General features: G+C 66.7%; 17 protein-coding genes. 8 read left to right on the top strand and 9 right to left on the bottom strand.

The features are described from left to right. Window positions 1-58 precede the first annotated feature (58 nt). From AC1X6S_RS10050 to mtrA, 4 genes are all read right to left on the bottom strand, one after another. Complete coding sequence (locus AC1X6S_RS10050; protein WP_483405611.1) at window positions 59-835, bottom strand: ComF family protein; 777 nt, start codon at window positions 833-835, stop codon at window positions 59-61. 87 nt (window positions 836-922) lie between these two features. Further along, a complete protein-coding gene (locus AC1X6S_RS10045; RefSeq protein ID WP_483405610.1) occupies window positions 923-2,629 on the bottom strand; it encodes an LpqB family beta-propeller domain-containing protein in 1,707 nt (568 codons plus the stop codon). Continuing rightward, window positions 2,626-4,332, bottom strand: coding sequence for an MtrAB system histidine kinase MtrB (mtrB, locus tag AC1X6S_RS10040; protein ID WP_483405609.1), 1,707 nt, complete (start codon window positions 4,330-4,332; stop codon window positions 2,626-2,628). Before mtrB ends, AC1X6S_RS10045 begins: the two co-directional genes overlap by 4 nt. 8 nt (window positions 4,333-4,340) lie before the next feature. Beyond that, window positions 4,341-5,027: an MtrAB system response regulator MtrA gene (gene mtrA / locus AC1X6S_RS10035; RefSeq protein ID WP_483405608.1), complete on the bottom strand. Its 687-nt coding sequence runs from the start codon at window positions 5,025-5,027 to the stop codon at window positions 4,341-4,343. 254 nt (window positions 5,028-5,281) lie between these two features. On the opposite strand from mtrA, the gene AC1X6S_RS10030 reads away from it, so the two are divergent. From AC1X6S_RS10030 to AC1X6S_RS10010, 5 genes are all read left to right on the top strand, one after another. Beyond that, a complete protein-coding gene (locus AC1X6S_RS10030) occupies window positions 5,282-6,622 on the top strand; it encodes a hypothetical protein (protein ID WP_483405607.1) in 1,341 nt (446 codons plus the stop codon). Continuing rightward, on the top strand, window positions 6,613-7,317 hold the full coding sequence (locus AC1X6S_RS10025; RefSeq protein WP_483405606.1) for a DUF4129 domain-containing protein: 705 nt from the start codon (window positions 6,613-6,615) through the stop codon (window positions 7,315-7,317). The genes AC1X6S_RS10030 and AC1X6S_RS10025 overlap by 10 nt, the downstream gene beginning before the upstream one ends. Continuing rightward, the gene (locus tag AC1X6S_RS10020; RefSeq protein WP_483405605.1) at window positions 7,314-8,558 is read left to right on the top strand and encodes a DUF4350 domain-containing protein; all 1,245 of its coding nucleotides are present in this window, start codon (window positions 7,314-7,316) and stop codon (window positions 8,556-8,558) included. The genes AC1X6S_RS10025 and AC1X6S_RS10020 overlap by 4 nt, the downstream gene beginning before the upstream one ends. Window positions 8,559-8,626: 68 nt before the next feature. After that, entirely contained in the window at window positions 8,627-9,712 is a 1,086-nt protein-coding gene (locus AC1X6S_RS10015) for an AAA family ATPase (RefSeq protein ID WP_483405604.1), read from the top strand. After that, window positions 9,713-11,020: a DUF58 domain-containing protein gene (locus tag AC1X6S_RS10010; RefSeq protein WP_483405603.1), complete on the top strand. Its 1,308-nt coding sequence runs from the start codon at window positions 9,713-9,715 to the stop codon at window positions 11,018-11,020. Here the strand turns inward: AC1X6S_RS10010 and AC1X6S_RS10005 are convergent. Beyond that, a complete protein-coding gene (locus AC1X6S_RS10005; RefSeq protein ID WP_483405602.1) occupies window positions 10,998-11,615 on the bottom strand; it encodes a TetR/AcrR family transcriptional regulator in 618 nt (205 codons plus the stop codon). The genes AC1X6S_RS10010 and AC1X6S_RS10005 overlap by 23 nt on opposite strands. Before the next feature lie 34 nt (window positions 11,616-11,649). Here AC1X6S_RS10005 and AC1X6S_RS10000 point away from each other — a divergent pair, with 34 nt between their 5' ends. Further along, entirely contained in the window at window positions 11,650-12,633 is a 984-nt protein-coding gene (locus AC1X6S_RS10000; protein ID WP_483405601.1) for a DMT family transporter, read from the top strand. A 93-nt stretch (window positions 12,634-12,726) separates the two neighbouring features. On the opposite strand, the gene AC1X6S_RS09995 is transcribed toward AC1X6S_RS10000, so the two are convergent. Both AC1X6S_RS09995 and AC1X6S_RS09990 read right to left on the bottom strand, forming a co-directional pair. Next, window positions 12,727-13,176 (bottom strand): hypothetical protein, encoded by a 450-nt coding sequence (locus tag AC1X6S_RS09995; protein ID WP_483405600.1) that lies wholly within the window; start codon window positions 13,174-13,176, stop codon window positions 12,727-12,729. 165 nt (window positions 13,177-13,341) lie between these two features. Then, the gene (locus AC1X6S_RS09990; RefSeq protein ID WP_483405599.1) at window positions 13,342-14,337 is read right to left on the bottom strand and encodes a stage II sporulation protein M; all 996 of its coding nucleotides are present in this window, start codon (window positions 14,335-14,337) and stop codon (window positions 13,342-13,344) included. Window positions 14,338-14,354: 17 nt separating this feature from the next. Here AC1X6S_RS09990 and AC1X6S_RS09985 point away from each other — a divergent pair, with 17 nt between their 5' ends. Further along, entirely contained in the window at window positions 14,355-15,206 is an 852-nt protein-coding gene (locus tag AC1X6S_RS09985) for an RDD family protein (protein WP_483405598.1), read from the top strand. A 478-nt stretch (window positions 15,207-15,684) separates the two neighbouring features. Here the strand turns inward: AC1X6S_RS09985 and ahcY are convergent, their stop codons facing one another. Both ahcY and AC1X6S_RS09975 read right to left on the bottom strand, forming a co-directional pair. Continuing rightward, complete coding sequence (gene ahcY / locus AC1X6S_RS09980; RefSeq protein ID WP_483405597.1) at window positions 15,685-17,175, bottom strand: adenosylhomocysteinase; 1,491 nt, start codon at window positions 17,173-17,175, stop codon at window positions 15,685-15,687. Window positions 17,176-17,216: 41 nt separating this feature from the next. Then, entirely contained in the window at window positions 17,217-17,426 is a 210-nt protein-coding gene (locus AC1X6S_RS09975; protein WP_483405596.1) for a DUF3499 family protein, read from the bottom strand. A gap of 73 nt (window positions 17,427-17,499) precedes the next feature. On the opposite strand from AC1X6S_RS09975, the gene AC1X6S_RS09970 reads away from it, so the two are divergent. Beyond that, a complete protein-coding gene (locus tag AC1X6S_RS09970; RefSeq protein WP_483405595.1) occupies window positions 17,500-17,940 on the top strand; it encodes a metallopeptidase family protein in 441 nt (146 codons plus the stop codon). Window positions 17,941-17,968: the final 28 nt, after the last annotated feature.

Raw genomic sequence — 17,968 nt, 5'->3', positions numbered from 1 at the left:
GATCTGCGCGAACCGCCGCATATTCATGGGCGGTCCTTTCGCGCCTTTAGACCCCACGCTAGTCCGCGCCGGATGAGAAGTCACTCGGCAAACTGTGTGGTTGGCGCGTTGCTATGATGCGCAGTGGCGTTGCCGCGATGACCACGGCACCGACAGTCCGTGCCCCGGCGGAGTCGAGTGCCCTGCGTGCTTCCCTGAGCGTCGCACCCGTCGTGACCACGTCGTCGACAACGAGGAAACTCCCTCCGGCGACACGCTCCGAGGCCCGAAGCGACCCCACAAGATTGCGTTCTCGACCCGCTCGACCGAGGCCAACCTGGTCGGCAGGCTGTCGGACCAGCCTAAGCGGATGCTCCGCGGCGAGTCCTCCCTTTCTGAGCACCCTGTCGACCGGCCGGTATCCCCTTCGTCTGTAGGCCGCCCTGCTGGACGGGAGAGCGGCGAGCCTCAGGTCGGTGACCGTTCCGGCGTGGCGCGGAAGTTCGGCGAGCGCCAGGTCGAACGCCGTCCTGAGGATCTGGGCGAGCACCGCAGCGACATCGGTTCGCTGGTCATTCTTGAGCGCGAGGATGGCGCGCCTCACGGCACCGTCGTATTCGGCGCCAGCCCACACCGGGAACGCATCCCCGATGTCACGCACCGCCGGGGGCTCGCCGATGCTCGCAACACACCCGGCGCAGAGCGCGACGTCCGGTTCACCGCATCCGACGCACGCAACAGGAAGGAGAAGCCCCATCGCCTCGCGGAACGCCGAGCGCACACCTGCCGCCACGACCCCCGAGTCCGAGCCCAAGTCCGGGTCGGAGTCCGGCTCCGCGTGCCCGCTGTGATTCATCCGCCGAGCATGTCCCGGCCCGCCACTGACGGACAGGGTGGCAACGGAGCGGTGGAGAGTTCGCGCGTTCCCCCGAGCTGGTGAGGACTAGTCCGGGCTGCCGAGCTGGGTGGCCAGGAAGAACACACCCTTCGACGTCGTCTGCCATACGGAGGTTCGCAGCACCTCGACACTTCCGGTCGACGAGAGTGCACGGAGTTGCCTGACCGTGTTGCCACCGACGATCTGCACCGCGTCATCAACCATGGCGAGTGCTCCCGATTCGCCACCGATCACCTGGGTCACGACCTCTCCCCGTCCGTCGGACGCTCCGACGAGCGAGGCGACGGTGACGTCGTCGACCCAGGTCGCCGACAGCCCGACGCCGGCGCCGGCCGCGAACCCGAGAGGTTCACCGAGGCTGACCGGTGTGCCGTCCGCGGCGCGGGTGATCCCGGCCACAAGCAGCCGGGGCTGGCCCACCGTGTGCACAAGCGCGAGTACCCGTGTTCCGTCGCGTGACACCTGAATCGACTGGATGCTCGAGGCATCAGGCCAGCTGGACGCAACCGGCGATTGGGAACCGTCCGCCCTGAGCGCAAGCAACGCTCCCGGCTCGTTCTCGGGAACCGACCACAGGAACCCGAACCTGTCGAGTGACGGCGCGATCAGGTCAGCTCGTGCGTCGACCCTGAGCCCGGCTTCCTGTGATTGGCGCACCGCATAGACGCCGCCCGGCGTGAGCACTGCGGCGAGCGAATAGTTCTGGTTCACGACGGCCGCTGTTGCCCCGAGCGCTTCGATCTGCGGGCTGAGGCCAGGAATCCGCTCCACGGTTCCGCCCCCGAGGAACCCAAAACCGTCCTCGGTCAACGCGAGCGCCCGGGGGTCGACGCGGGTCCCAGCGAGGGTCAGCGCCGGAATGTTCTGCACGTTGCCGTTGACGGCGATACTCACCGAGGTGATGGTGGACACGCCAGAGAGGCTCGCAGACAGCTGGGCCTGCATCCGCTGCAGCGTGACCTCATCCGCGTCGAATGCTTCACTGGTGAGGTCGACCTGTGCCACGTCGTTGACAACGGGAACCGCCTTGCTGGTCAGCTTGATCCCTTCAGGGAAGGCGGAACTCACCGCACCGCTCAACCACTCGCTTGGCCCGGCGAGAAGAGCGGCGACGATCTGGGTACCGGTCGACGCCCGCGACGGGAACCAGCGCAGGTCAGGCACGAGGTGCGTCCAGGTCGGGTCGAAGAAGCTGAGCGAATACGGGTTGAACACCTCGCTGAATTTCTGCTCGTCGAGCACGACGCCGTCCGGCGCTGAATTGATCCGCCACTGGCCGTCGATCTGTACCAGTGAGTACACGCTGCTCGTGGTCTCCGGATCGGTGAACTCGGTGAACTCTCCCGCGGAGTCAACGGATGCCACAGGCTCGAGCGTCACCAGCATGTTCAGTTCATCGACGGGGGCGAAGACGCGCTGGTTGGCCAGGTCCACCAGGACGCTCGCATCCGGGTTCCACTCGGACCGGATCGACGGTGAGAGGTATTCGCGCGCCGTGGCGTAGTCGTCCCGTGGGCTGGAGGCAGCGTCGATGAAGCCGCTGACGATCTGCTCCTGGGTCGCGTCCTTCTCCGGTCCGACAGCGAGGAACTCGACCTCTGGATCTCCGTCGGCTGGCACCACCTGGCCGATTTGCGGAGCGCCTGACTGAGGGATGCCGGCGCAGCCGGAGAGCAGGACGGCGAGGGAGAGCGCCAGGCCGGCCGCGATCCTCGTTGTCAGCCGCCTCGTTGCCAGCCGCCTCGGGGTCATGATCGCTCCCCTGACACCGTGCCGTCGGCATCCGTCGGTGACAGTGTATTCACGGGACCAGGACCTTCGGCGTCGTCGGGCGGGAGTGGGAGGGGCGAGACGGTGAAGCTGCCACCGCTGACCCTCGGCAGGGTCAGGCGGAAACAGGAGCCGTGGCCGACCCGCGACCACAGGTCAAGGGTACCTCCGTGAAGTTGAGCGTCCTCGAGGGCGATGGCGAGGCCGAGGCCCGTTCCGCCGATCGTCCGCTTTCGGGAGGGGTCAGCGCGCCAGAAGCGGTCAAAGACCCGCTCGGCATCCGCCTCGGTCATTCCGAGCCCGTAGTCACGCACCGTGAGCGCGACGGCTCGCTCGTTGCTGTCGACAGTGACGATAATCGGACGGCCCTCACCGTGTTCGATGGCGTTACCGAGCAGGTTGCGGACGATCCTCCGAATGCGCCGCGGGTCCATTTCCACGGGCGAGTACCCGCCGGGAGCGACGAGCCGGATCTCTGATCCTTTTTGCTCGGCGAGCGCGGCGACACCCTCGATGGAATCTTCCGCGAGATGCACGAGGCTCGATGGTTCGATCTCCAGCTGGACAGAGCCGGCGTCATACCTCGAGATCTCCAGCAGGTCGGCCAGAAGAATCTCGAACCGCTGGGTCTGCGTGTGCAGCAACTCGGTGGTGCGCGCCATGGCGGGAGGGAAGGTCTCCCGCTGGTCGTACAGAACATCGCCAGCGAGGCGGATCGTGGTCAGCGGCGTTCGAAGTTCGTGCGAGACGTCGGAGACGAATCGCTGCTGCACCTGCGACAGGTCAGCGAGTTCCTTGATCTGAAGCTGGAGGCTGTCTGCCATGGCGTTGAACGACTGGGCGAGCGTGGCGAGTTCGTCCTCGCCCCTCTCCGGAATGCGCACCTCGAGCTCTCCAGCGGCGAGCTGCTGGCTGGTTTCGGCGGCAACCCGGATCGGGTTGGCCACGAGCCGAACAACCACCCAGACCACAGAGCCGAGCAACAGCAACTGCGCGAGCCCACCGATGATCAGGGTGCGCTGGACAAACAGCAGCGTCTCCTCAGTGTCGCTGAGGTTGTACCCGATATAGATTTCGTACCTGCTGCCCTCCGGCAGTGTGATCTCGGTGCCAACGACGATGCCAGGTGCTGTCCCGCCGTTGGACGTCGGAAGCGACACGGATTGCCACCACTGTTCGTCGGGGTTCTTCTGGACGCTCGCCCTGAGCGCGTCGCTGATCACCCCGGTCAGCTGCGGGCTCTCGAAATCCTGTGGGGCCGCCGCGCTCGCCGGCTGGCCGGGTGCCCGGTAACCGGCGATGAGCGTCGAACTCGAGGTCCTGGCAATCTCGGTGCGGGCAGCGCTCATCAGCTCCTGGATCCCGGCACGGTCCTGCTCGCTCGACGAATCGAGAAGGTTCTGGGCCGACGTCGTGGCGCGGAAAGAGTCCTGCTGCACCTGATCGACCCTGGAGGAGAAGAGGTCGTTGCCGATGGACAGCGACATGTACACGCTCGAGATCAGCACGGCCGCGAGCGAGAGACCGAGCGTCACAACGACGGTGCGGAACTGGAGCGAACGCCGCCACGATCTGGCCGCTCTCGACGGCCACGTTCTCCAGTTGGCGAACCTGGCCCCGGCGACACCGGTGTTCGCCCCCGAATGACCCTGGCCCTGCTCGTCAGTTACCCGGCTGAACACCATAGGGCGCTCTAGAGCGGGACGCCGGAACCGGCACGATAGCCGACACCGCGAACAGTCATGACGATGCGTGGGTTATCGGGATCAAACTCGACCTTCGCCCTGAGCCTCTGAACGTGCACGTTCACGAGCCGGGTGTCAGCCTTGTAGTGGTATCCCCACACCTGCTCGAGAAGCATCTCGCGTGTGAAGACCTGTTGCGGTTTGGATGCCAGCGTCAGCAGCAGGTCGAACTCGAGGGGGGTGAGGTTGATGGGCACGTCACCACGTCGCACTTCGTGGCCGGCCACGTCGACGACGAGGTCACCGATCTGCAGGGTGTCCTGCGCCTGCTGGGGCGTCGGCCTCAGGCGGGTGCGAATCCGCGCGACGAGTTCTTTGGGATTAAACGGCTTCACCATGTAATCGTCTGCGCCGGACTCCAGTCCCTTGACCACATCGGCGGTGTCGGTCTTGGCCGTCAGCATGATGATCGGCACGCCGGATTCGGAACGGATGCGGGTACAGACTTCGATGCCGTCGATACCTGGAAGCATGAGGTCAAGAAGCACGAGATCCGGCTTTACCTCGTGGAAAGCGTCAACGGCGCCGCTGCCATCGGCGCAGAAGTGCGGCTCAAACCCTTCGGTTCGCAGCACAATGCCGATCATCTCGGCCAGCGCTGTGTCGTCGTCGACAACCAGGATCCGTGCGTTCATACGCCTCGTTCTCGTTTCTTCGGCTGACGCGGGGGGACGACAGCCATGGGTACTCGAACAGATTACTGGCTCCAGCCGGGGACTTTGCGTATTGCACCGATTTCGCCCGACCGGAGTAAGGTTCGCGGGGCGCGGATCAGATGTGCCACGATGAGCACGGCATGTTTTCGCGACGGAGGGGCCGCTGAATGACACACGACCAGAATTGGCAGGCACCGGGCCAGCCGGAGGAGCCACCACGCTATGGTGAGCGCGTGTCGCCCCCTCCTTCCGGGCAGCAGCCGTCGCCGCCATCCGGCCAGCCGCAACAGCCGCAACAGCCGCAACAGCCTGCCGCCCCGAACGACTACGACCCCAGTGTTCACGGCTCGAACGGGTACGGCCAGGGCAACCAGTACGGTCAGAACACCTACGGCCAGAACCCCTCCGGCCAGGGCCAGTACGGTCAAAACCCGTACCCGTACGGTCAGGCTCCATCCCAGCCTGGGTACGGCCAGAATCCGTACGGCGCACCGCTGTTCTCACAGCCGGGGTGGACCCCTCCCCCCAAACCGGGGCTGATTCCCCTGCGCCCGCTCGGGTTCGGCACTCTGCTCTCCGCTCCGTTCCTCGCCCTCAAGCGAAACCCGAAGGCGACGTTCGGCAGCGCGCTCCTCGTGCAGGCCGTCACCGTCATCATCAGCCTTCTCGTCATCGGCGTGATCACGTTCTTCTTCATCTCGCGCATCACCGCTGCGGCCCCGGAGGATCAGGATGCCGTCGCGGCCGGCGGGATCGCCGGCATCATTATCGGTTCACTCGTCCCGTTCCTGATCACCCTCGTTGGAACAGTGTTCCTGCAGGGCGTTATTGTCACCGAGGTTGCGCGCGCGACCCTCGGTGAGAAGCTCACCCTCAAGGCTGTGTGGAAGGCAACCTGGCCCCGCCTTGGCAGCCTGCTGCTCTGGGTCCTCGTCGCCACCGGTGCCGTCCTGGCCGTGGTCGCTGTCATCGTCGGCATCGTCTGGCTCCTCGTCGTCCTCGGCGGCGGATTCGTCGCGGCCGGCATCATCCTCGCGATCCTCGCCGCTATCGCCCTCGTCGTGGTCGGCGTGTGGGTAAGCATCAAGCTGTCGATAGTGCCGAGCATCATCGTGCTCGAACGGGCGACGATGATCGCCGCGATCCGCCGGTCCTGGCGCCTCACCGACGGCTACTTCTGGCGCACCCTCGGCGTGCAGTACCTCATCGCCTTCATCGTCGGCACTGTGTCGCAGATCGTCATCAGCCCGATCAGCTTCCTCTACATCATGGCTGTCTCGGCGATCGACCCGACCGGCACGTCGGCGGAGAGCTGGATCGGTCCGGTCGTGCTCTACGTGATCATGATCGTGCTCTCACTCCTGATCGGCTCGATCACCTCCGTCGTGTCGTCCGCAGCGATCGCCCTCATCTATGTCGACCTTCGGATGCGTAAGGAAGGACTCGATCTCGAGCTCATCCGGTTCGTCGAGGCGCGGCAGACGGGCGACCACACGGTCGAAGACCCCTACCTCGTCCGAGCAAACCCTCCCCAGACGCAGGCAGGGACCGGTCCGGGATCGCCGTGGGCCTAGGCGGGCTCGCGGTAACCGGCGGCCGGTTCACCGGAATCACCCATCCAACGGCGGATGTGCCCGTCGATCCGTCAGCGCCCGAGGCACGGGACTGGCTCATCGAGGAGTTGAGCAAACCCGAGTACGCTGCGGCGCAACCCAGCCTCTTCGACAGGCTCTCCCAGGAGTTCTTCGACTGGCTCGGGCGCCTGTTCCAGCCCGGTGAGGCAGTACCGACTGACTGGATACCGGTTGCCATCGTCGCGGCCGTCATACTCGCGATCGCTGTCGCCCTGCTGGTCTGGGGCGTCCCGCGACTCAACCGCAGAAGCACAGGGGTGAGCGGCCTGTTCGGTGATGATGACACCCGGTCCGCCGACGAGTTGCGGGTGGCGTCGGACCGGTCAGCGGCGGCCGGCGACTGGACCGCCGCCATCCGGGACCGGTTCAGGGCCATCGCCAGGAGCCTCACCGAGCGCACCGTTGTCTTCGTCTCGCCCGGCACAACCGCGCACGACTTCGCCGAGCGCGCCGCCGACGCATTTCCTGACGCGCGCCTCCGGCTCGCCGACGCCGCACGGACATTTGACGGCGTCCGTTACCTCGGCGCAGAGGGCACCGCGGAGCAGTATCGCCAACTTGCCGCGCTCGATGATGAACTCGACGCGCGCACGCCAGCCCGGCTCGAGGCCATCACCGAGGAGAGCTCCGCGTGACCGCCAACGACCTCAAGGAGCGCACAGCGCACGCCGCGGCATCCGACGTCGCCGGAAATCAGGTGACGACGCCCCTCGCTCGCACCGTCGTCAGGCGCGCGGTGTTCTGGATCGGTGTCGCCCTGGTCTCCGCCGTCGTCGTCGTTGCCACCCTCATGCTCACGCGGGGCGGCACATCGAGCGGAATCGAACTCGACCCGGCGAACCCGGCGCCGACCGGGGCGAAGGCCACCGCCGAGGTCCTGCGGAGCCAGGGCGTCGATGTGCTGCTGCCGGAGTCCTTCAGTGAAGCGATGGTGGAGGCCGACCAGGCCCGAACCACCCTCGCCGTCTTCGACCCGTCCGGCTACCTCTCCGACGCGAGGCTGTCCGAGCTCGTCAGCGCCGCGGATTCGGTGGTGATCCTCGGACCCACCTTCACCCAGCTCCAGTCGCTCGCACCCGGCGTGTTCGCCGCCGGCAGGAGCGAAGAGTCGGTCGCCTTGACGGCGGACTGCGACCTGCCTGCCGCCGAACGCGCCGGGAGCATCAGCGCCGGCGCCACCTTCCGGATCACCAATGATTCGGATGCCGTGGGCTGCTTCCCCGCGGACACCGATGGTTTCGGTGTGGTGCAGCTGCCGACCGCGAACGGCACGCTCACCCTGGTGGGACCGGTCGACCTGCTCAGCAACGACCGGGTGATCGAGAACGGCAACGCCGCCCTCGCCCTCGGGTTGCTCGGCGAGACCGAGCGACTCGTCTGGTACCTGCCGACGATTGCCGATGTCGAAGCATCCGGCCCGCCCAACGTCGCCGAACTGACCCCGATCTGGCTCGTGCCGACCACGTCTCTCCTCGCGATCACCGCGCTGGTCGCCATGTTCTGGCGCGGGCGCCGGTTCGGTCCGCTCGTCGCCGAGGACCTCCCCGTGACGGTGCCCGCTGGCGAAACACTCGAGGGCAGGGCACGGCTCTACCAGCGCGTGTCGGCGCGAACGCGCGCGATCGATGCGCTTCGGATGGGCGCAACCGCACGACTCGGCGGGGCACTCGGCCTCTCCAGACACGCGACGGTGTACGAGGTGGCGGATGCCGCTGCGGCTCTGCTCTCGCGTCCTCGCGACCAGGTCCGCGGCATCCTCGTCGACACCGTGCCGAATTCGGAGCGCGACGTTGTCGCGATTTCCGACGCTCTTGCCGAACTCGAGCGGGCAACGGCAGCCGCCGTGACCCCGCGACCACCCGCCCGCCCGTCGTAACGTGGAAGCGGCGATCGTGCCGCAGCCGTTCCGACAGATCCCCACTCGCAACCGGAAGCAGAACTCAGATGTCACAGCAGCAGCCAGTCGAGGGCAACCAGTACCCGCAGCAGCCCCTCATCGAGCACCCGAGTGCGGCGGTTCCACCGAACCCGTATCCCCTCGCGGCTGACGGTACCCCGACACACGGCGAGCCCGCGCGGGTCGCTGAAGTCAGGGAGAAACTCGTCCAGGTGCGGCGCGAGGTCGCGAAGAGCGTTGTCGGGCAGGAGGCGGCGGTCACCGGTCTCATCATCGCGCTGCTGGCGAAGGGCCATGTTCTGCTCGAGGGTGTTCCCGGTGTCGCGAAAACGCTGCTCGTTCGCACACTGAGCTCGGCGCTCGATCTCGACACGAAGCGCGTGCAGTTCACCCCGGACCTGATGCCGGGTGACGTCACCGGGTCCCTGATCTACGACGCGAAGAGCGGTGAGTTCGAGTTCCGGCGCGGCCCCGTCTTCACGAACATCCTCCTCGCCGACGAGATCAACAGGACTCCCCCGAAAACCCAGTCATCGCTGCTCGAGTCGATGGAGGAGCGCCAGGTGAGCGTCGACGGGGTCACCCAGCCGCTCCCCACCCCGTTCATGGTCGCCGCGACAATGAACCCGATCGAGTACGAGGGCACCTACACGCTGCCCGAGGCGCAGCTCGACAGGTTCCTGCTCAAACTCGTCCTCGACATTCCCGAGCGGGAACTCGAGGTCGAGGTGCTTCGGCGCCACGCCGCCGGCTTCAACCCGCGCGACCTCTCCGCTGCAGGCGTCACCGCCGTGCTCGATGCCGATGACCTCGCCGACGCCCAGCGTGCCGCCGCGGCCACCGGGGTGTCTGCTGACGTGCTCGGCTACGTCGTCGACCTCGCACGGGCGACCCGGCAGAGTCCGAGCGTGCGCATGGGCGTCAGTCCCCGTGGAACAACGGCGCTGCTCGCTGCAGCGAAGGCGTGGGCCTGGCTGAGCGGTTACCCCTCGGTCACCCCCGACCACGTGCAGGCCATGGTGCTTCCGGTCTGGCGGCACCGGCTCCAGCTCCGGCCGGAGGCCGAACTCGAGGGTGTCGCATCCGACGCCATCCTCCGGTCGATTCTCACGCAGGTGCAGGTCCCGATCTAAATGACCATCTCGGGGAGGTTCGTCGCGCTCGTCGCACTCGGCGTTGTTCCGGTGATCGTGCTTGGCTCGATCACCGGCGAACCGGCCGTCATGCTCGGGCTGTGGCTGGTGTTCTGCGTGCTCGCGGCCGTCCTCGATCTCGTGCTCGCGGCATCCCCCCGCCTGGTCTCGACCTCGAGGTCCCTGCCCTCACGCACCCGGCTGGGAGAGAGCGTCACGAGCGAGCTCTACCTCACCAACCGGGGTCGGCGCACGCTCCGGGCGACGGTGCGGGATGCCTGGCAGCCGTCGGCGGGACCGGCGACGAACCGCACCCGGGTCACCATTCCCCCGCGCGAACGCCGGGTCATCACGGTGCAACTCACTCCGTCACGCCGCGGCGAACGGCGGGTCGAGCAGGTCACCGTGCGTTCGCGGGGCCCCCTCGGGCTGGCGGCCCGCCAGGCTACACTCGCCTCGCCCGGCCGGATTCGCGTGCTCCCGCCGTTCCACGCCCGCAAGCACCTGCCATCGCGGCTCGCGCGACTGCGTGAACTCGACGGCGCGACGAGCGTGATGGTTCGCGGCCAGGGAACCGAGTTCGACTCGCTGCGCGAGTACGTCCGCGGCGACGACGTGCGCTCGATCGACTGGCGCGCAACGGCACGACGGCGCGACGTCGTGGTGCGCACGTGGCGCCCTGAACGGGACAGGCGCGTGGTGATCGTGCTCGACACCGGCAGGACCTCGGCGGTGCGGGTGGCCGACGAACCGCGGATCGACACCGCATTCGAAGCCTCACTGCTGCTCGCCGCACTCGCTACCCGGGCGGGTGACCGGGTGGACTTCGTGGCGTACGACAGGCGCGTCCGCGGGCGTGTGCAGGGGGCAACAGGGGCTGACCTCCTGTCGAAGCTCGTCGACACCATGGCGGGGATCGATCCTGAGCTGCTCGAAATGGACTGGAAGGCGGTGCCAGGCCAGGTGCGCAACATCACCACCCAGCGCTCCCTCGTCGTTCTCCTGACCTCGATCGACGCGCCGGGGGCGTCGACGGGGCTGCTCTCGGTACTCCCCCAGTTGACGGCCCGCCATACGGTCGTTGTGGCATCCGTCACCGATCCCTTTGCGCTCGAAGCGAGCCAAACCAGGGGCAATCGCGACGAGATCTACCTGGCGGCGGCAGCCGAGCGGGCTCTACTCGACGTCGCGCGCGTGTCCGCCGCCGTTCGTCAGCTCGGCGCTGAGGTGGTGACGGCCTCGCCCGAGGAGCTGCCGCCAGCCCTCGCTGACCGGTACATCGCGCTCAAGGCTGCTGGCCGGCTGTAACGTCCGCCTGCCTCGACTCCAGCAGCGCACGCGCCACGTCGCGCGCGAGTTCAAACGGACTGTCGAACGTTCCCATCCCGACAGTCACGATCGCACCCTCGTAGAGGAGCATGAGCGTGGATGCTGCGCGATCGGGGTCAGGGACTCCCGCGTCGCGGCACAACTCGGCAAACAACCCGAGCAGCCACGCCTTCTGCCCGGAGACCTCAGGAAACACGGCCCCGGCCTGGCTGTCGTCGAGTTCTGCGCGAGCGTTGATCGCGCTGCACCCCTTGGGGCTGTTCGTGCCCGACCAGGAGATCGCTGCGTCGAAGACGCCGAGAATACGCTCGACTCCTGGCTCAGGCGTGCGTGCAAGACAGGCAGCGAGGTGCTCTCGCCAGCGGGCTTCCCTGTGCCGGAGATACGACACCACGAGCGCCTCTTTCGACCCGAACCGGTCGTAGAGGGTCTTTTTCGTCACACCGGCGGCCGCGGCGATGGTGTCGACGCCGACAGCGTGGATGCCGCGCTCGTAGAACAACTCGGAGGCCGCGTCGAGGATCTGGCGCGCGGCGGGCGTCAGCGAGGGCTGTGCCGGAAGAGTGACCGTCATGCGGCTTACTATACCGTCCTGTATAGTCGACCGAATGAGTAAACAGGTCGGTGTACTGGGAGCGGTGGTCACCGTACTGGCCGCTGCCGGATTCGTCACCTCCTGGAGCTCGGGGTTCGTCATCGCGGCGATGGCAACCGTCGACGTCGCTCCGGCCACGGTGCTCGTCTGGCGATTCATTCCCGTCGCGCTCCTCCTCCTGCTCGTTGCCCGGACCCGGAAACTGTTTCGCGGTGTGTCTGCCGCCGACATCGGACACCAGGCGGTCGTCGGCCTGTTCGCGCAGTTCGGGTACTGCGTCTTCGTCTACGCGTCGGTCGCCAGCGGCATCACCGCGGGGACCACCGCGCTGATCGACGCCGTTCAGCCGCTCATCGTTGCGACGCTGGTCGGCCCGCTGCTCGGGCTGCGGGTGCGGATCGGCCAGTGGGGAGGACTCGTCCTCGGCGCGCTCGGGGTGCTGCTCGTCGTCCAGACGCAGATGACGGGGTCTGACGCCCCTCCCCTCGCCTACGTTCTGCCCGCACTCGCCATGGTCTGCCTCGTCGGGGCCACCTTCCTGGACCGGCGCGCGGCGGCACAGCTTCCTGTGCTGACCACGATGACCATCCACGTCACGGTGACGGCCGTCGCATCCCTCGTCCTCGCTGCGGTCACTGGCACACTGCTGCCCCCGGCCTCACCGGTGTTCTGGCTCCAGATCATTCTGATGGCGATCTTCCCCACCCTGGCCGCCTACGGCCTGTACTGGTGGTTGCTTCGAAGAGTCGGCATCACGGCACTCAACGCCCTGCTGTTCCTCGTCGCCCCAATGACGGCGGTTGCGGGCTTCCTGCTTCTCGGCGAGCCACTGACAGCCCTCACCCTCGTCGGTTTCGCCCTGTGCGGCGGCGGCGTTGCCCTGGTCCTGACGGGCGAGCTGAAGAACCGGCCGAAGGATGCTGTTCGCGGCGAGCAGTCGACGGAGCAGGCGGCGAGGCAGGCGGATGCCCCGGCACGCGAGGGTGCGCGCCGCTAGCCGCTCCAGCCGCCGTGATTCCGACGGTGGCGGCCTACGGCCTTTACTGGTGGCTGCGCCGGGTCGCATTACCGCCCTAAACGCGCTCCTCCGCTAGTCGCCGGGAAAGGCTTCTTCGTACCCGTCAGGTTCAAACGTCGTCGGGTCCTGCCACGCCCCGGTATTGGTCATTGTCCATTCCACGTTTCCCATCGTCCCCTTGAGCAGGCATCCGGTGGCCTCTTCCTGTCCGTCGTATCCGGGGCTGTTGTTGATGACGTGCAGGTAGACGAACCAGTTTCCGTCCGACCGGACCGTAACTACGGTGCGCGGGTCGTCGAATGGGGCGACCTCGACCTCCATTGGGTGCGCAGAATAGCCCGTCGCCCACGGGAGGCACATCACGTAGGCGTCGATGGCCTCGATCGGACTATCCGGGCCACGTGGCTCTGGCTTTGCTGGCTCAGGAGTCGCCGTCACCGTGACGGTCGGAACCGGCGATGCGGCAGGCGGATCTGCAGCCGCGCAGCTGGAAAGCGCCAACACCACAGATACGCCGATCAAGATCGACATTTTTTTCACGAAGGCCCCCGGATGCTCGAATAAAACCGAGCATATCGATGGGTGGGGTCACCCGCCGGCACGGTCCCACAACTGGGGCCATGCCGTCACGTGCCAGCGTCAGCACGGTCGACACGCCGCGCGCGCCCCTTCCGCCGGCACAACCGCTCAGTTCGCGTAGAGACGCCGGGCGCCGGCCTCGAAGGCAACGAGGTCGCCGGTCTCCCCCGCCCGGTACGCGCGCTGACCGACGACGAGCATGTAGAAGAGGAACGCGCCGAGGGCAAGAGCCCCCAGCCCGATCTTCACGGGCCACGGCCACGGCTGCGGTGTCACGAATCCCTCGAGGATACCGGCGACGAGCAGGACAAACACGAGGCCGATCGCCACGGTGAACAAGGCGCGCGCGTCTTCGGCGAGCGCCTGCGCCCTCGTGCGGTTGCCCGGTGACACCCACGCCCAGAAGATCCGCAGTCCACCGGCAGCAGCGACGAAAATGGCGGTCAGTTCGAGCATGCCGTGCGGCGCGATGTAGAGAAAGAAGGTGTCGCCGTGGCCGAAGCTGAAGAGCACCGCGGCGTTGAGCCCGAGGTTCTGGGCGTTTTGCAGGATGACATATGGCACCCAGATTCCCGTGATTCCGAACGCGATGCACTGCGCAGCGATCCACGCGTTGTTCGTCCAGACCTGCCCGGCAAACGACGCGGCGGGGTTGTCTGAGTAGTAATTGGCGAAATCTTCCTCGGCGACCTGGCGCAGTTCCTCCGTGTCACCGAGGTTCGCGAGCACCTGCGGGTCGTTCAGCACCCACGCCGCCCAGAGCGCGGCGACGGCGATGGTCGCGAGAGCAACGGCGAGCGTCAGCCAGCGCAGCCGGTAGAGCGCAGCGGGCAACTGGAGCACAAAGAACCGTGGCAGCTGGCTGAGCACGTTGGTCGACGCCGAGGTGAAGCGCAGCCGCGCCTTCGACAGGGTGACGCTCAGCCGATCACCCTGTCTGGTCGATCCCGCTGTCGTCTTGATCGCCGACAGTTGCGTTGCCCCGGCCTGGTACCGATCGATGAGTTCGTCGGCCTCAGCGCCCGACAACGACCGCTTCGACGCGAGCGAGTCGAGGCGGTCCCATTCATTTCGGTGCGCGGCACTGTAGGCGTCGAGATCCATCTGATTAGATACTATTCATGACTGACTCCTCCGGCACACACATGTCGGATCTGTCTGACTCTTCGCTCCTGATCACCGGCGAAGCCGTCGCCCTCGACGTTCAGTCCGCGAGCTTCATCCTCCGTGCTGCGAGCGCCATCATCGACTTCCTGCTGTCGGTCCTCGTTGCGGCAGGCCTGTTGTGGCTCCTGCTCGTCCTCGCGACCCAGGGCGTCATCGACCAGTCAGCGACAGCCGCATTCTCAACGGCAATCATCGCGTTCTCGACCGTCGCGCTGCCGACGACGATCGAGACGCTGAGCCACGGTCGTTCCCTCGGCAAGCTTGCGATCGGCGCGCGCATCGTCCGCGACGACGGCGGTGCGACGGGTTTCCGGCACGCGTTCATCCGCGCCCTCGTCGGGTTCTTCGAGATCTACATGACCCTCGGTGGCGTCGCAGCCATCACCGGCCTGCTCTCCGCTCGCTCGAAACGGCTCGGCGATCTTCTTGCGGGCACCTACGCGCAGCAGGAGCGGGTGCCGAAGGCTGATCACTCGGTCTACGGCGTACCACCGGCGTTGCAGGGCTGGGCAACCATTGCCGATGTGGGGCGGATGCCTGACCGCCTGTCACGCAGGATCGCCCAGTTCCTCGACCAGGTCGACAAGCTCACGCCGGAGACCCGCGCACGGCTGGGTCGGAACCTGGCCGCGGAGGCCGCAGCGTTCGTCTCCCCCGTTCCTGACACGGACCCCGTGCTGTTCCTCTACGCTGTCGCCGCGGTGCGCCGCGACAGGGAGTACGCCGCACACATGCTCGAGCAGCAGCGGCTCGCGGCGCTCACGCCCGTGTTGACGGGGCGCCCGCACGGGTTCCCCGAGAGGTAGCGATTCGCCTCGGCGCGTCCCGCTTCATCCGCCGCGAATGCCGATAACCGGCACAGAAGCCCGACATCCGTGACGGACGTAACTCCTGTCGCGAACTGCCGACCGGCTCATCCGCCGCGAATGCCGACAACCGGCACAGAAGCCCGACATCCGCGACGGACGTAACTCCTGTCGCCAGCTGCCCACCGGCTCATCCGCCGCGAATGCCGACAACCGGCACAGAAGCCCGACATCCGCGACGGACGAAACTCCTGTCGCGAACTGCCCACCGGCTCATCCGCCGCGAATGCCGACAACCGGCACAGAAGCCCGACATCCGCGACGGACGAAACTCTTGTCGCGAACTGGCCACCGGCCATCCGTTGCGAATGCCGACAACCGGCACGGAAGCCCGACATCCGTGACGGACGAACCGCGGCCCCACGCAAACGGCGCCGCCCGGCCGAAGCCAGGCGACGCCGTCGCTCACACGTAAGACCTAGTAGCGGTAGTGATCCACCTTGTACGGACCATCGACCGACACTCCGATGTATGCCGCCTGCTCCTCGGTGAGTCGCGTGAGCTCAACGCCGAGTGCGTCGAGGTGGAGGCGCGCGACCTTCTCGTCGAGGTGTTTTGGCAGCACGTACACGCCGACCGGGTAGTTCTCGCGGTGCGCGTAGAGCTCGATCTGCGCGAGGACCTGGTTGGTGAACGAATTGCTCATGACGAACGACGGGTGCCCGGTGGCGTTGCCAAGGTTCATCAGGCGCCCCTCGCTGAGCACGAGGATCGACCGGCCGTTCGGCAGGCGCCACTCGTGCACCTGCGGCTTGATCTCGACGCGCTCGGCACCCTCGATCTTCTCGAGTCCGGCCATGTCTATCTCGTTGTCGAAGTGGCCGACGTTCGCGACGATTGCGAGGTGCTTCATGTTCAGCATGTGCTCGGTCGTGATGACGTTGAGGTTTCCGGTGCCGGAGACAAAGATGTCGACCTGGTCGACGACGCTCTCGAGCTTGGCGACCTGGTAGCCGTCCATCGCTGCCTGCAGTGCGCAGATCGGGTCGACCTCGCTCACGATCACGCGAGCGCCCTGGCCGCGGAGCGCTTCAGCGGCACCCTTGCCGACGTCGCCGTAGCCGACGACGAACGCGACCTTGCCGCCGATGAGGACGTCGGTGGCACGGTTGAGGCCGTCGGGCAGCGAGTGGCGGATGCCGTACTTGTTGTCGAACTTGCTCTTGGTGACCGAGTCGTTGACGTTGATCGCCGGGAACCGCAGTTCGCCGTTCCTGAACAGTTCGTACAGGCGGTGAACACCCGTGGTGGTCTCCTCGGTGACGCCCTGGATCTCCTCGGCGATCTTCGTCCAGCGGTCGGTGGACGAAGCGAGCGAACGGCGCAGCAGGTCGAGGACAACGCGGCCCTCGTGGCTCTCGTCGTCGGCGGTCTCGGGGACGGCACCCGCGAGTTCGTAGCTGCGGCCGTTGTGCACGAGCAACGTGGCGTCTCCACCGTCGTCGAGGATCATGTTCGGACCGGCCCAGTCGGCACCGGCAGCAGAGGCTTCAGCGCTCCAGTCGAAGATCTGCTCGGCGCACTCCCAGTACTCCTCGAGCGTCTCACCCTTCCAGGCGAAGATCGGGGCGCCGGCGGGGGCGTCGACGGTCCCTGTCGGGCCGACGGCAATGGCCGCGGCAGCCTCGTCCTGAGTGGAGAAGATGTTGCAGCTCGCCCAGCGCACCTGCGCACCGAGGGCGACGAGCGTCTCGATGAGCACGGCGGTCTGCACGGTCATGTGCAGCGAACCGGCGATGCGGGCTCCAGCGAGCGGCTGCGATTCGCCGAACTCGGCGCGAAGGGCCATGAGCCCAGGCATCTCGTTCTCGGCGAGGCGGATCTGGTGGCGGCCCGCCTCTGCAAGCGAAAGGTCACGGACCTTGAACGGAAGAGCGGTAGCGGATGCTGCGGGCGAAGAAAACGTCATTCCTCCATTCTCGCAGACCCGGCGTGAACAAACCCGGTGAGCTAGCTGTTATTCAGCACCTGATGCCTGACGACCTGCCAGCCCTGTGGGACGCTCATCCGTTCGGCGTGCAATGAGCAGAGATCGTAGGTGTGCGGCTCGCGCGCGAGGCTGAGCGGACCGACGACAGCCATCGAATCGCCGTAATCGTAGGTGAGCGTCGAGACCGCTTCGCGCGAGCATCCGACTTTCGTACATGGCCTGTCCAACATTCCATTCACGATACATCCGCTCGAAGGCGCCAGAGGTCACCTCGCCGATCTCACCGGCGAATAGGATGGCTGCATGGCACGACGCGGTTCACGAAGCAGCACCTTTGAGCGGCGAGCGGTGAGGCACGACAGGCACGGCCGGGCCGGGCGAAGCGCGGCAACGGGCCCACACCTGCCGCCGCTCAAGAACCGCATCGACACGTTCGATATGACGGTCGCTGCCGCCGCAGACTTTCTGCGCGCGACCTGGCCGGAGGAACTCGCAGCCGTGCGTTTTGAGGTGGGTTCGATGCCGGCCGGCAGTCAGGACACGGACGGCGTCGCCCGCTGGTGGACCAGCCAGTCCGAGCAACGGGTTGTCCTGTACCGGTTGCCGATCCAGCGCATGAGCAAGCTGCACCGCGACGATGAACTCCACCAGCGGATGATGATCGAGAGCTGTGTTTTCCGGGCGACGGCCGAACTGATCGGCAAGGACCCCTGGGATCTCGGCCCCGACCGTTTCCACTTCTGACTCCCGCGCTGGTTCGGTGCCGGGCCAG

Source organism: Mycetocola sp. Y442 (genome assembly GCF_056898615.1).
Note: the sequence above shows the minus strand (reverse complement) of the source record. Positions and strands in the feature narration are given on the sequence as shown.